Here is a 17,542-nt window from a genome sequence, read left to right as displayed (position 1 = left end):
AAATTAGAAAAGTTTTTGATGTGCATATAATTAAATGATAAACATTCTTTCCACATAGTAACTTATTGTAATAGATTTAACTGTTGTAAAAAAATAATATCTATAACTAACTACGTTTCTTATTCTGTAATCTAAAATTATGATATGATAAAATATAAATTTATTTTCCATAATATCATGACGTATAAAATTGATTGTTATTATTTTACTAAGTTTATTTAGCTAATACATTGTATTTTTTTATGTGTAAATAATAGTTATTGATAATAAATTCTATTTTATGTTTTTTTACAACAATCTTCATTTGACCTAGTTTTATTAATTAACTGCTGTATTCTCTAGCTTAGTTTAACATTTTATAATGTTACGTAATTACTTAATAATAGAGTAATTATATCTTTACAGTTTTTTGATAAGCATCTCTGAACAGAAAATGGTAGGTACAGTAGATTGCAGGGATCAAACATTGATATTACAGGCACTATGAGGTTTTTTGATACCTCCATATTTTATGGTAATGATAAATATATTTCGCATACTTGTGACATATTATATTTCTTAAAGAAATTATTTAACGTCTTATAACATTTCTCTTACATTTATATGGTTGTCTTTAACTTACAAGTTATAAAATAATTTATATTTGAATGTGAATTTACTTGTACATTGAAGAGTGTGAAAAAGAGTTTTAGACTTTGACTGTTTTTAGTTAGAAGTTTTAGATCTGTATGTTATTGAATAAAGCTTTTTACTTTTCTTAGATGCAGTTTTCAGCTAAAGTTATTATTTATTTTTTAATATTATTATATCTGATGTTTAAATATAATTATTTTATTCTACGATTACTATTTTAAGATAAATTTTAAATTACGTATTTTTATTATTCAATATAATCATAAAATATATTATTATTTTATTAATAATTTGACAAGGAATATTATGAAATAATAATTAGTAAATCAATATTACGGATCAGAATTTAATTACCTAATATTGTAATTTTTAAAAATTTATAATGTTTTTAATCAATATACGTTATTATCATATCTGATAGATTTAGTATTTTTTAACAATAAATACTTTGTTTGTAATGAGTCAATGTGCTTTACTCAACTTTTTAGTTTAAGACAGTCGAGCTAGAGGTTATTAGTTTTTTAAAAAATTATATTTTATGATAAAGGCAATTTCAAAAAAATACTCCATACTTCACTGAGTGGCTCTTTACATTAAGAATATTCGAACTAATCACTGAAACGTTATCAAGATATTTTTAATTCTCAGTAAAATATTATTGTGTATATAGAATAACTGTTATTAACTTAAATTATTTTAAGCATTAAAAATATATGTTAAATGTATAGATTTTTAAAATTATATATTTACATTCACAATTATTATAATTTAAATAAGATTAATCATTAAATTAAACATGGTTGGCGTAGCATTAACTAGAAACGATATCACGAAAGACAACATTATTTACTCTACATTAGTTAAAAACTAGAATAATTTCTAATTTATTTTAATATTGCAATGGTTAATTATAATTTTATAGTTTTTAATAATTTTCTATGTGATTAGTATCTTATCTTTACTATTCTTGTAGTATGTTTCCAACGAATCATAAAGCAATAAGAATATGATCGTTTTGAAAGATGTTTAATATCAAAATATATAATGATATTAAATTCACTAACATTGCACTAGGTAATTTGAAAATTATATTTCAACTATATGTAAAAGACTGTCTTTTGTATGATATCCGAATCTTTCGGAATAAAAATATTTAATTAAATTAATTTGTCTTTCTGGAGTGATTAAGAAAGTATGTACAATATTTTGTTAAGATTATAATTATATACATTCTACTTAGAAGTAAAAAGTTTGTAGTGCTAATATTAGATGTTTTATATTTTAATATGTTAAACGACAATGTCTCATGATCCGAAAATATAACTGCTAGAAAAGTAAAATACATAAGATATTTTATGTACTGCTATATATCTGTATAAATCGTTACTGCTATCATAATTTCAATAAAAATTTTTAAGATAAGGCGTAATATAACAATTATTGAAGCTTGAGAGAACAAAGAAAATGACTAAAAAGAAAGCTAAATTTTTATACACAGTATTAAAAATCATTATTAATTCACAAATTTTAAAATATAGGTACAACTTACAAAACTCTGCAATATTTAAAAAATCTTTTTTTGTAGTATATCTTTTAGTAGGTACGTAAATTTTTATGTAATTTAGTAAGCATTAAATAAGATTATGAATCAAAAAAGCATTTTAGTATCCAAGATTATTATGATCTATTGATCATAATAATAAAGATAGAGAGATATCATAACTATAATACTTTTATTGTGTTACTAAGTATTGAGTGAGTCAACTGGGCATTAATTATTTATATTTTACATAAAAGCATTCATATCGGTTCATAAAGTTAGTGAACAATATGAATACTTTAAAAATAGATCTCTAATCTAATTTGGAGATCTATTAAATATCTGAAAATATTATATTATTATATATATCGTTTTATTTATTTTTCATTTTCATCAATTTTTTGTAATTGATAAAATAAATAGTAATTAAATATTAATTAAATAAAATTGTTATCAATATCTTATATTATTATTGGATAATAATTTTAAGAAAGACAATGTGTAGATTATTTATAAACTCAGTGTTGCAATTAGCTAAAATACTATTATAATTCTTTAAAAATAAGAAGACTGTCTAAAATTTTAAATTATAACTCATGTAAAATTTTTTTTAAAAGGTGTTATTAAAAAGATTAGTAGCTCTTAGTTAGAAAATGTTGCTTCTTAGTTATTAGGTATGATTTATGTATTCTAATAATCATAATTGGTTTTTAAAAAAATACTTTCATTTTTCTATATGAGTTAAAAGGAAAATTCTTTTAAAATAGCAATAAAATGAATGTCTTTTGAGTTAGATAAAATTTATTAGGATCATATAATATAGAAAGTTTTTTGTGATTTATTAGATAATAATTTAGATACAAAAAATTTTCATCAAACTGAAATGAATTATAAAAATAATGTAAGAATTTTGTTGAGTTATTTTTATTTTATTAAAATATTTATAGTATAAATATATATAATATAAATAAATTATTTTTATTTAATATTCATTGAATCCATTTTATCCCCTGCAAACAATAAAATTATTGTTATTATTGCCGTTTAGGAAGCATTAATGGAATTAGTTAAAGAACTGTTTTTTGCTCTTTGGTCTCAAGATTACATAACATTGTCGAACCAGTCATTAGTGTGGGCTATTTACTTTATGTTATTTTCGATTTTGTTTCTTGAGAATGGAGTTCTACCTGCTTCATTTTTACCTGGTGACAGTTTATTAATTCTTGTCGGTGTTCTTATTGAAAAAGGAACGCTGAGTTACCCAATCACTATTATTATTTTGACAACTGGAGCTAGCTTAGGTTGCTGGATTAGTTATATACAAGGTCGTTGGCTCGGAAACACTAAGCTTGTTAAAAGTTGGCTCTCCTGTTTACCTGATCATTATTACCAGCGCGCACAGAGCTTGTTTCAACGTCATGGACTTTCTGCATTATTAATAGGTCGATTTTTGGCTTTTATTAGAACATTACTTCCAATTATTGCAGGATTATCTGGATTAACAAATAGTCGTTTTCAGCTATTCAATTGGTTAAGTGGTCTAATTTGGGTTCTAATTCTTACTGCTATTGGTTATGGATTTAGCAAAAGTCTTATATTTCAACAATACGAGCATCGAATCATGAATGTGTTAATGCTAATTCCTGCAGGATTAATTGTTATTAGCCTTGTAGGTAGTGTTGTTGTTGTAATTAAGGAAAAAATTTCACATAAAAAAAACCATTAATTAAATTTTTGAAAAGTTTTTTAGTATCTGTATTAAAATTTTATATATTTTCTTTTAATAATAAAGAGCTGATGTAATAAGATCAGTTGAAAATTACTAGTACTTAATGCATATTAAGATATTACATATATTTTGTATATCTTAAAAATCATTTTAATCGACAACTATTCTTAGTGATTTTTAGTAATGATATATTATATATTAGTATTTTACTATGTGAAAAATACATGAAAATTTATTGAAGTCGGTATGTTAACATGTGTTTTATAATACTTTTCAATCTTAATTGCAATATTCACATTATTTTTATTAAAACTAATCTGATAATCGTTAAAATTATAAATAAAGATTTTAAAAATATAATATAGGTAAAATTTTATTGTGTTAATATATAAATTTATAAGAAATTTCATGTATTTAATTAGTGATAAACTCTGTGCAAGAATGTTATTACTGGATTCGTAGTATTATGTATTTAATAAAACATTAGATGTTAGTATCTTTTTACGTAGTGCTAATAAATCTTATTGATAATGATTTTTATGTAATGATCTTATAGTTAGTAATAGATGTCTAACGTAAAATTTTAATGATATTGAAATATTGTAAATAGAGAATCTAGTTTTTTTATAATCTAGTTTTTTATGAAACAAAATCTTATGTTATATTGTTAAATTATTGCATATTCATTCATACTCTAAAATATTTATGTAGTTTTTTATTGGTTTTTTAGTAGATAAATTGAAAATTAGAGAAATGAGGTGTTATATTAATACACTTTTGATTATTAATTTTATTTTTATATTACTATTTGTATAGTTATTTATATTTTTACTGATTATTTTAAATTTATTAAAAATATATTTTTAGTAGAAATATATTATTTTCTGATATACTATTATTGATATTATACAATTTTGGTTGTATTTTCTATGATTACGACTCAATGTTCAATATAAAAAAACTTTTTAAGTTTCAATAAGTTAAAATATAATTGTTAGAGACGAATTCATGCTTTTCTTTGAAGGATTTTTCTATTATATTATCGTTAATGATATTAATCATAAGGATAATCTAATAGATTTTTTACAACATCAAATAATTAAAAGTAATATTAGATATAATCCTTTCAAGACAATAATTTATTAAATTAATATTTTTATTTTTTCTTACAAAGAAATGATTACATCGACAATAATCAATATTAGTTCTTATATTTTTTATTGAATATCAGTTAATTTAAGCATTTTTCAGAAAATAAAATACTTTAAAAGCACCTTCATAAAATAAAATAAAAAAAGTTTATACAAATGTTCAATTTCAAAAAAAATAAATGCCATACATTTTACTAAAAGTTTTTTAAATTTTTAGTTTAAATATATATTTTAATTTATTTCATTGTAAATATGTATTTTAGATTGTGAATTGAATTAATATAATTAGAAAAATTTAAAAAAATTAATCAACCCAATTAAATATCAAGTAGATATATTATCATGTTTTAAGAATAAAAAAATATTAGAATACAGCATCTCTTTATAAACAAATTTATATTACGGAGTTTAGACATATCAAACTTTTTTGTGTGGTATATTTATTAACGCATGTCAGAAGACGAAGAATAATTTTAAAGTTGTCGCAGAGAAAATAAAATAATGTTTTAGTAAAAGTAAGCATTAAAATTTATAAAACTGAATTGAAATGTTTAATTTATAGAATCAAGTAGTATATAATACGTTTTATATGTGATTATACCATAGCAATGTTCTTCATTATTTATAATTGATAATTAACAACTCAATATAATAAATTTAAGTTGTTGAATTTATTAGTTTTCATATGATTATTATGTTTATTTATTTACTGGTCATCGATATGAAGATTGTGAGATCTGAATATTTATTATGTGAAGTAAAATATTAAAAGTATATCAGTCGATAATGTATTCACCTATGAATGAGGTTCAAGGATAAGGAAGGGTTCGTCGTATACATAAACTAATTTATATTAGAAAACACTAAAATATTAATCAAGAAAACTGAGATTTGAATATCTTAGATTGATTATACTAATAAAAAATTAAATTTAAACTATTGATTTATTATCTAGATAAATCGATATTAAGAAAGTAAAACAATACTTATTATTATAAAATTTCTTTTTAATGTTATATAAAATTGTGTACTTCTGGAGGAATCAATCTATAAATGAGTTGTATATGTATAAGAAATTACTTGATTGAGTATCAATAAATGATACTCCTGAACTTTTTATGTTCACTTTTGGTATGAGATACTGTAATAATAAATAATTTCTTAATTAAATTTAGAATACTCGTATTGTATAATATAGATCTATACGATAAGTTTTGTTATCCATACAGCGAATAAATAACATGAATATTACATAATGATTTACAGAATTTTCTAACTTAAAATAAGGTATAAATTCATCTTTGATGAAGGTTTGATTAGATTACTGAATAATGTTAGATAAGAGTCAAATTTTATTTTTTATTTTGTATCTAATTATACATATAAGCTAATGAATAATCAAATTCCCTATTGCATTTAAATACAATAGGGAATTTTACTTCAGCAGTTAGCCGATAAGCCGGGTTCTGTCGTGGACAACCATTCATCTACACCAGTACTTGCGCACTGGCTTTAGCAACCTACCCGAGTTCAATGCGGGCCACATTATATGAACTTCTATTTGGTCTTGCTCCGGGGTGAAGTTTACCGTGCCGCGAACTGTTGCCAGTCGTGCGGTGCGCTCTTACCGCACCTTTTCACCCTTGCCTGTGCTTGTAACATAAGTCATTGGCGGTTTACTTTCTGTTGCACTCGTCGTAGACTTTCGCCTCCCAGATGTTATCTGGCCCCCTTGCCCTATGGAGCCCGGACTTTCCTCTCCTTACATGATTTTAGTATGAATATAATAAAAGCAGCGGTTGTCTAGCTAACTTCCGTTGGTAATTATAAAGAATGTGCTGAATGTTGTATAGGGTTATAAATCAAATATATTATAAATAAATTATGTACCATTGTAATACATAATAAGTTATGTGAAATATGAAACATTATTATCTGAATGATTTTATTAATTTTTAACTAAAAAATTAATAAAATCAGTACATATCAGCATGCAATAAAAGGATTTTATTTTTAATAAACAATAAAGTAATTTGAAAGATAGTTCTAGTATTATGATTTATACTTTTCTATTTAAGTTTATGTTTATATCATCTATTTTTAAGGTGAAATTTCATTAATTGTCATAAGTACTTCTCAAAAGTAAATTTTGTTATTATAAAACAATGCTCAGGTTTATATTAAGAAGTATTTAATCTTTATTAAGATAGGTCTTATGAATATTGATAATTAATTTATAATATGATTCGTACGTTATTATTTTAACATTTTTTTATAAAAAAAAGAGTTAACTACATTAGTGAAGAAATCTTTTAATAAATTTAATTTTTATTTTTTTAGAAAACAACATGCATATATTCATAAAAATTCATGTATATAAGTTTTTGTATTACTGTATATCTGAAAAGAAGTTGTAAGTAGAAGATGCTTTCTTATGATTCTTTATATTATGAAATCGTGCGATAGTTATAATAGAGCAAGATTACTGAATTAATGTTAAGTAATGTGTAGTGAACAAGCTGTTACTTAAAAATGTCAGTATATTTACACTAGTTATCATGATGATATAATATAAAATGTTAGGTATATGTTTTTATTTGTTAGTATAATAATACTGAATAATAATATTCATACTGATTGTATATCATAATATAAAATAAAAGTGAATGTATGTTAATTATTGTTTAGTTTTATAATTATATGTTAGTTAGTAATTCTTTATTTTTAATGAGATAAAATTATTAACTTTCATTCTAAATCAAGCGCTTGTGTTTTGCTTTAAAAGATAGTTATTTTGTATATGCTCACTTATTTCTTTTGTTTATTATCTTTAATATTTATCTAAACGTGTATGGATGCTGTCTTTAATAACCAGAAGACTAGCATCATGCTTTGTGACATGATGCACCCATTATTGGTGATGATGTATCATGTATTTAATTATAATGATAAGTGCAACTTTATTGATGATCATTCATCTATTGTATTACATATAGCTGTTAGTATATCTCATAGTTGAGCATAGATTGTCTTTTTTGTCGCTTGATAATAGGAAGACGATCCTTTTTTAATACATACTGTATTTAGTTTGATTATTATTCAATTTAAAAAAGAATAGGATTTCATAGCTTAAATTTTTTGAAAATTATGTTAGTGATATATTAGAATAGAATTAAATTAATTACTATGATAATGATAAATGCTTATTTATTATTATCATAGTAATTATAATTAAAAATTATACTATTATCATTTTATTCGGATAATAAAGCTAAAAATCAATATCTACTTTTAGTAAAAAGTTAATTATAATCAATTGAATTATTTTGATCAAAAAACAAAAAATTTTGACAATATTTTAAATTATTTTAAAAAATAAGACATATTATTTAAATTCTTACTCAGAGAAGAAGGTCAACTGAAAAATCTTATTGTAAGGTATTGAAAGTAAATTTTAATGGTATATATTGAATATACTGTACTATGATTGTTTCTATTATTCATTATATTGAATTAATTAGAAAAGATTATGTAACTAAATATTATAAAAACAATAGTATTTTATATCATCATGAGAACAAATATGCTTTTCTTGATTTTAATAGATTAATTTTTATAAGATATTATCACTATACTGAAATTAACAAACACAACACTCTATTATTTTAAATGCCTATGTATCTTTTTAGGTTCATTTATAGACAATACGTGCATTCACTGATTCACTATTTATCAATTAAAATTAATATTCATTAAAGTGTTTTTAATATAAAACTTAGCAGAGGAATACTACTAAATCGATATATACAATAGCAAAATAAAATATTCTTAATTGTGTAAATTATTTTCTATGTAGATCAATAATTACGGGACAAGTGTTAAGCAGAATAGATCAAGCTTTAAAAAATACATCTTATATGTTCAGTGTATTTTAGTGATCATTTTAAAGTGTACATGATGTTTTGTTTACGGTTATAAAAATTTTGAGGTCAGCCATGATATTAATGAATTTTAAAGTAATTATTATAATGATATCATCATGAATTATGATAAGGTAGATGATCATTAACTTAATGTTGATTTTACGGTAATATGATAGTCGTAACATGTACTTTTAAAATTTATTCAAAATAAAGAAGCTCAATTGATGACCAAGAAAACACACAAATAATCTTCGTATTATATAAGAATGCGTATACAGTATTAACTAAACCATTAGATTTTCAATTAAGTTAATTTAGTAAGTATTATGTTAAGAAAAAAATACAGAGTTTCAGTATGTTATTTTAAGTAATAATAACATGATTCAATCTATGTTGATAGATATAATACTGGTATTTAAATAACGTTTATCATTTTCTATATGTAGCACTGTTTTTCGAAAGATGTATGTATATTATATAACTTAATGTTGTGAAGAATAATGATATATAGAATATAAATTTATTCAATTTTCTTAAGACTTGAAAATTAATATATGACACACGCTAACTTTTAATACAGTATTAACATATTTAGGTATTTATATAATTTTTAATCTTGATTAAAATATATTTTTATTTATATAATTATTTATTATTATTATTATACAGATTAAATTTGAATTGTATCTATGATGACGTGTTTTTAATCTTAGCAATCTTTTTTGTTGTTATAATAGAATTTGTTAGGAGCCATCTTTCTAATCTGAAATTCATTTTTTATGATAATAAAAGTCATTCGAGTATTTAAGATTTTTCTGATCAATAGCTTATGAGTTATTTATTATAATTTTAATTGCAGTATACTTAGGTGGATTTATAATAGTTGTTATCTTTTGAATTTTAAAATAATATATCACTGTAAATTCTATTTTAGTTCAGTTATTTTCACTCTATAATAGAGTAATATTGATTTTTTTTAGGTATTTCATTTTGTATAAAAATATTATATAAATCAAATTCTTGATGATTGAATATTTGTTGTTAGAAACAACTTTTTAATTATTGAAATATTTATTAATTCACATATTTACTTTGCTATTATCTTGTTATTATAATATTATATGTGAATAGTCATGACTTTTGTAAAAGAGTTGAAGTAGGTTTTAGTGTATAACATTTAAATGAGTAAAATATTCTCTATAGTATAGAATTCGTATTGGATATAGTTATTGTGAAATAATATGTACTATACTTTATATAAAGTACATGAATAGGAAGAAAGATTGTTGTAAATATAGAAGACTTGTAAAGAATTTTAAAATCGCAACTATAACGCTATATTAGTATAATATTCATTATCTTTTTGTTGAGTAAAAAAATATTAAAGACATTCTCAAATACTTCATATTATCAGTATTGATATTCTATGTATTTGTAGTAATGTTTTTGCATCATTTTAAATCTTTTTATTATCTTTCTGAAAAAGAGAGAATGTATAATATAATAGTGATCTATATAAAATATAATATTTTTTAATCTATATCTTATTTAGTTGTTAGATAAAATAGTACTAAGTTTGTATGTATAAAATAATAATAAGGAAATTATTTTTGATTATGTTAAATATAAAATACAATTCTAAATTCTTAGCAAGTTAACTATCTTATGAACATAATACAGATTTATCATCATAAGTTATTGTGGAGTGAAATACCAAAATAAGCGAAATTAAACAACCTAATAGTATTTAGGAAAATGAATAAGAACTTTGTTAGAGATATACTGTGTTTTAGTTAATATATTTTAGAACTTTCAATATTAATTTTTTACAATGTGTAGCTTAATTGTTTTAATATTCATTAAAATGTTATCAAGTTGCTGTATATAAATCATTATGCACGTGCTAATATGCAATTGACACTACATAAAAATATTTTGATAACTAAAGACACTTTGTGATTTCTAATGTGTTTAGCTGAAAAATATTTCAGGTCTTGTACTGTTAATTAAACAATGAGAGTATGTTATCTCTATTTTTATATTTTATCTGAACGTTGTTATGCAAAGATTATTATATGATTTATGCAAAACTTTTTCTAATCAAAGTCAATGATTAAAATTTTTAATATGTTATAGATTTATTTCTTAACACTATAATTATCAATATACAAAATTAGTATAGACACTTCTTTTTAATTCACATACTATAACATAGTCGATAAAATTTAGTGAGATGATATAATAAGGTATATATTAGCAATATTTTAAAATAATAATTGCTTGAGATGATGATAGTTTTTCAGATCTATCTCAAATAATATTTAACAGATTGATTAGAAGAACGTCATGTTACAACACTATAGAAACTACGTAAAATCTTGGCGCTATTTATCTGAAAACTAATTAAACTGGTAATATTCTCTCCTCTCAGTAATCTAGCGCTGATCATAATTAGATAATGCATCATAAGTAATTATAAAAATCTAAAGAAATAAATATATGAACATATTAAGTGAATAAATATTTATAGAATAAATTATTATCACAAAAATAGATCACAAAACATAACATCAAGAAGCACAACATATAATATTTACAAGCATGGTACAAAGATTGTAGTATTTATCATATATCAATTGTGCACTTCCATAATTATATTTAATAAGTAATCTTTTGAACCAATATTTTGTATAATAATTGATTTATTATACGATATAATTGTAAATTAATAATTAACTTCTTCACAACAGTGCCGAAATATACTCATATACTAAGTATTTATCTACATGATAAATAAGTTAAAATTCATTATTAAGCTATCCACTCTCAACGAAAGTAGAAAAAATCAAAACGTTATATTTTAATGATTTATATGATAAATATTAGAATTAATACGACAATAGACAAAATTCTATAAGATTGAAACACACGATACAAATCTAATCAGAATATCTAAATTAATTTATTTTTTAAGAGCAAAAAAGAACGATAAAATTACTTTTTTAAAAAAAATACAATATGTAATGTTTTGAAAAAATCTTTTTAAAACTTTATTTAATAAAATAGTTAATTTAGTTAAAAATACTACATGTACTTATCATAATATAAATGATAAAGAATTTAATAATATATAGCCAATCGCTATTAATATACATATTTATACTATAATACGAGAAATTTAAAATTTTTATCAGTATTCTCTAATATGACTTATCGAAATATTACTCATATGTTTAGTTGATATGCACGGTATCTCTTTAATAAAATCAAGACCTGTGGTTATGAATAGTTTATTATTCTGAAATAATTATTGTATTTTACGGTTCATTTATTGACAGCCTATGTACTTGCGTGTAAAGCATTAAGAATACAAGATGATCCTGTGTAAGAATTTAGATGAAATAGATTATTCTCACTAAAGTATTTTGTAAGTTTTCTCTCTACGATATGTATATTTTCATGTAAACTTCCATAAACTATGGATAGTGTAAATTAAAATTTTTTTTGAAAAAGGATAGTAAAAACTTTCATTGATTGCGCGTAAAGAATATCTAAACAATTTCATTATGTGATCTTGTATTTTAATGTATTATTCAAACAGTTTAATATTTTTATTTTTATTATTAGTTATAATAACTTCAATATTAAATATTTTCTATATCGATTTTTTAAATAGAATAAAATATTTATTTATATAAATAGTCAGATTTTTAAATTACTTTAAATTTCATAGATGCACTTAACAATTTTAAAATAGTATTATAATTTTTCCACTGATGACAGTGAATCATTTATGTGTGTTGCTTTATTTCTTAGGTTATTATTTTTATAATCAGGAAAAAATTTAATATTAATAAATATTATTAAAGTAAGCTCATTTCTTTTTTAAAATTATGTACAATTTATTTTAAATTAATTTAGAATAACTATTCTTAAGGTTATAATGAACATGTATCACATGATTAAGTTTATATTTTATTTTATTGTATTCTCTCAAAATCTTTTTTGATAATTATGTCGGTTATGATTGTATTCTGAAATATATATAATGTTTATTATTTATTTATATTCAATGCTTGATGATCTAAATCATTAGAGTAATAATATATAAAATATATCAACATTATGTGTTATTTATCAATATATTCATTGAATTCAATTGATATTTTCTTATGAAAATTCTTTATATGAAATGAATAATAGTTATTAATATTATGTTTATAAGTCTATTAGGAATTCTACGAGAAGGTATGATAAATTGATAATTGATTTCTTATTTAAATTTTCATTTTCTTCATATGTATAAATTAAATATCACTTAAAACTATTATTAATAATCTATCTAAGATATTGCCTTAGTAATGTTTAAAGGTATATTCTTGTTTTTTATAATTAGATATTAGAATATAAAATGTATTTAGTGAATATAATTTTTATTTAGTAAGTACTGAGTAATAGCTGTTTTGATTTCCGGTTTTTGATCCGAAAAATATCTTCTCTTGATTTTATAGAACTATCTTTATGTATTTTATCATAGTCATTATAACATTTTAAACATTAATGAACATTCTTCTGAAATATGACATGTTAATTTGAATTTAGGAAATTAATGAAGACATTAATCAGTATATTAATAGATATTATCTGGTGTGTTCTTGATATTTATTATGTATAATACACTAATATTTTTTATATTTTGAAGATTATCTTTTATCTAGTAACATACAGATCATGAATAATGTTAGAGTCAGAAAATAATATAATAAGCGATGGATAGTATAAATAAATAATTAGTACATGAATTTATAATGGAAAAAATCTAGTTTGGATAAATTATGCGTAGATTTTTATTATCTAATTAGTGGCAAGCTAATAAGAAGAAGCGCATTAAAAAGAGTATTATAAAAAATATTTTTATTGTTTTTGAAAGTTCTTTTTGTTTATAATATGATTACAAACTTAGATAAAATGTAATAAATAGTAACTATTTTTATAATAGTATAATCTAGAAAAAAATTGTTTCTGCTAGAATTTTTATATAAATACTGAATAGTAAACGAAATTTTTGCTAAAAAATACAATAAAATACTACAATATAATAAAAATGTTAGTTATTTCTAGATAGAACAATAATCGTTAATTGAATGCTTTTATTATAAAAAGCTTATTTTAAAGCTTTTTATTAATTTTTTATTTAAAAATTGATTGTAGATAACATCAATGATTTATACTACTATCATAGTAAAATTGATAATTTTAATATTCTATTATTACATCATTAAGTGGCTTTTAAAGTTATTAGTGTTATTGTTTTTCGAAATTTACAATAGTTACGTAATTGATTATTATGATTTTATTTATATTCTACTAAATAAAATTTAGATAAACAGTTAATAACCTGCTTAGCTAAAATCTAATGTATTTTATAAAAATATTATTATATAAGATTACGATATTATATAATTATATAAAATATTATGCAATTTTTAATAATTTTATAAATCTCTTTATCTTTTAAAGATATAAGTTTTGTTTGTTCATCAAACTTACAGTAATATTTAGAGTGTAAGTTTGATATGTGAGCTTGTTATAGATTCTTGATAATTGTATGTATAATAATATTTTCTGAATAAATGATGTGAATTCAATATGATATCTAAGAATGTTTTTCAGAGAATGTTTATAAATAATGTATTTATTATCCTTATAGAGATATAAACATAAGTTTCTTTTCTGCTTATTTATTACTTAATTCATTACAATATTATATAACCTTTTCTATTAGTATCTTTATAGTACCATCATTTGTATGTATTTATTTTGATAATTAATCAAAAGTTGTTGTATTTGAGACATGATGCAATTAATTGTTTAAAATTATATATTAGGTGATATAAAAAGTAGTGTAATATTTAGATAAAAATTTTTAAAACTGTACCTTATTGTTAGAGCATTATATAACAAACAATTGTATAATAATTTTAAAACAATTTTATAATTAATACAAGATATGCTATAATTCTTTTTAATACGCATTATAAATATTATATCAGAATATAATATTACCTTAATATTTATCTTGTGAGATATTAAAAAATATTTTATTTGTATTAAATTTTTTAAATTAACTTCTGTTTTTTGAATATTTATATATCAATAATTATAAAATTATATTTTGTCTTAACTGTTTTATACGAATTTCAAAAAAATCTATTTCTTCTATCTTTATATTAAATATACCTAGTAAATTACTAGCGTTTTTATATTAAATATATGAGTATGACGATATTAGTACATAAAATTTTAGAACATGGCTTAAATTGTACATAGATTTTCAGAATACAAAAGCAGTGTATAAAAATATAATAAATATTGATTTTTTTATGGTATATATTTTCTGTCTGAGAAATATACATTTACTTAATGAAACATTATCTTGACTCCTATCGCATTTATTGACTGTTATCATTCCTATAAAATAAATACAATACTTATCTATAAAATTTATTTTAATAGGTTCTCAGACACCAACCATTATAAAATAGTTATAGATTATTCTTATATTAAGGAATATGTTGTTGATATATAAAAATATAATCAACTTTATATTTTGAATATGATTTTAAGCATTGAATATTAAGAGATATATTTTAGTTTTTAAAAAAATTTTAATAATATAGTAAAACTATAAATAAGATATAAGAATATCAACTTGTAGTTTGCAGATTTAAAATTTGATATTTTACTATTTTCTGGAACATACTATATAGAATTTTTAAGCTAATACGTTGGATTGTGTGTTTGATCTTTAATAAAATAATTAATATTTATAATTAGTATGGTTTTTATTAATAAAAGTTATTTAGATGATATATAGTAGTATATTATACTTTTTTAAAATATTAGTATTAAAAATATCATAAATGCATTTTTATAAAGTGACTGAAATTGTTTTATATAATGGCGAATTAAACTTTCAATATTGTTTTTTAGTATTGTAGTTAGTAAATATACAACTCAAAAGATTTTACTTATTCAAGATTACGTTATCACATCTAATACGCTAAAAATATATTTCAATCAGAAAATTATGTAATTGATGAAGTTCGTATATGTTAAATAAATACATTATATTCTTTTCAATATAAAATTCATTGAAGTTATATTATATTAAAACTTACCAGTGAAGTGTCTTTTTTTATACGTAAATTATAATAAGTAAACGTATCTCTTTAATGTTATAGGTAATAATCAATTGTCGTAATAACATTAATAAAAGCTTTATTCTTGAAATGAGTAGATGTGACTTTATTACTTCAGCTAATTATTTTTAATGAAGTTACTCTATATGTTTGTAACTTATTTAGAATGCATTTTTAAATAACTCTGATCATTTTTAATGTGAGGATTATATGTTTCACAGTTTGGGTTCATATGAATACTGTTTTAGTCATATGCGTACTTAAGTAAGTAATATCAATTATTATGCAGTAGTTTTATGTTATTTGATATTTGTTTATAACAAACAGTAAAACACTTATTTTCTAATTTTGTTAAAACAAGCAGTTATAAACCTATAGAAGGTGATAAAAGTGAATGTTATTATCCGACTTATCTAAAAATACTGTAATCAAATACCTAATATATTGGAAATCATTAATACGATTTTATGGTGTTATTATAGATATTTAATGTCATAGTTTACTATTGTAAATAATAAAAAATACGTATTATGATTGGATGATTCAAATCATTTTAAGGCCTACCAACGTATAATCGGTACAGCACTTAATGCATTTTTAGGTGAGCCGTCAATGATTTTATTGGAATAAGTTAAATACACTAATGTATTACGTTTAGAATCATAAAAACGAACGACTTGTAATTTTTTAAATACTAAAGAAGTTCTTTTTTGAAATACAACCTGAGGTTTTTTTTGTGCTCGTTTAATACGATCAGTTAATTTAACAGGACCGGTTTGATGGCAAGAAATTGCTGCTTCTGAAGTCTCTTCAGAGACACCAATACTACTTTTAAGACCCCCTGTTTTTGAACGACTCAAATAACAAATGATATTATCAATTTCAGGATCATTAAACGTTTCAATTATAATTCTATAGTTTGGTCCAAATATTTTAAAAACAGTATCTACGGAGCCAATTTCTTCTGTTAACACTGAAAAAGGTAATAAAGACAGTAGGAATATTAGCAATATTTTTTTCACGCTACATAAACGCATACAGGATTTCCTTTTTAATTAACACGCTATATTCGACCTAGTATAAAATAATATTTTATTTACAATATCAATGACATATACAACCTATTGTTTAGAAATACAAACGATAATGTTGGTATAACATAATAATATTATTTATTGATATTTATTTTTGTAGTTACATTAACTAGCAATACATAATATATTACAAAAAATATTATTTATTGTTTTTACTTTAGATCCGTAATATCTTTTCTTAATTATCGTGATTCGATAATGTCATGCTTAAGGAAGAATTTTCGAAATAACTTTTAAGTAGATATTAATAATATTATAAACCAAGTAATC

2 protein-coding genes and 1 other RNA gene are annotated in these 17,542 nt (G+C 21.3%); 1 reads left to right on the top strand and 2 read right to left on the bottom strand.

The genetic code is table 11. The features are described 5' to 3' along the window. Nucleotides 1-3,230: 3,230 nt before the first annotated feature. Complete coding sequence (locus GFV14_RS03525) at nt 3,231-3,899, top strand: DedA family protein (protein ID WP_457914282.1); 669 nt, start codon at nt 3,231-3,233, stop codon at nt 3,897-3,899. Nucleotides 3,900-6,492: 2,593 nt separating this feature from the next. Here GFV14_RS03525 and rnpB read toward each other — a convergent pair. Next, an RNA gene (gene rnpB, locus GFV14_RS03520) (RNase P RNA component class A) lies at nt 6,493-6,868 on the bottom strand. 9,870 nt (nt 6,869-16,738) lie between these two features. Beyond that, entirely contained in the window at nt 16,739-17,215 is a 477-nt protein-coding gene (locus GFV14_RS03515; protein WP_457914281.1) for a CreA family protein, read from the bottom strand. Nucleotides 17,216-17,542 lie beyond the last annotated feature (327 nt).

It is taken from the genome of Candidatus Hartigia pinicola (assembly GCA_020541205.1).
Lineage (GTDB): Bacteria > Pseudomonadota > Gammaproteobacteria > Enterobacterales > Enterobacteriaceae > Hartigia > Hartigia pinicola.
The sequence above is the reverse complement of the archived record's forward strand: the minus strand, read 5'-3'. Positions and strand labels throughout refer to the sequence as shown.

Coding starts and splice junctions, on each gene's coding strand:
- GFV14_RS03515 (WP_457914281.1), bottom strand. CDS start 17,215: ATGCGTTTATGTAGCGTGAAAAAAATATTGCTAATATTCCTACTGTCT.
- GFV14_RS03525 (WP_457914282.1), top strand. CDS start 3,231: ATGGAATTAGTTAAAGAACTGTTTTTTGCTCTTTGGTCTCAAGATTAC.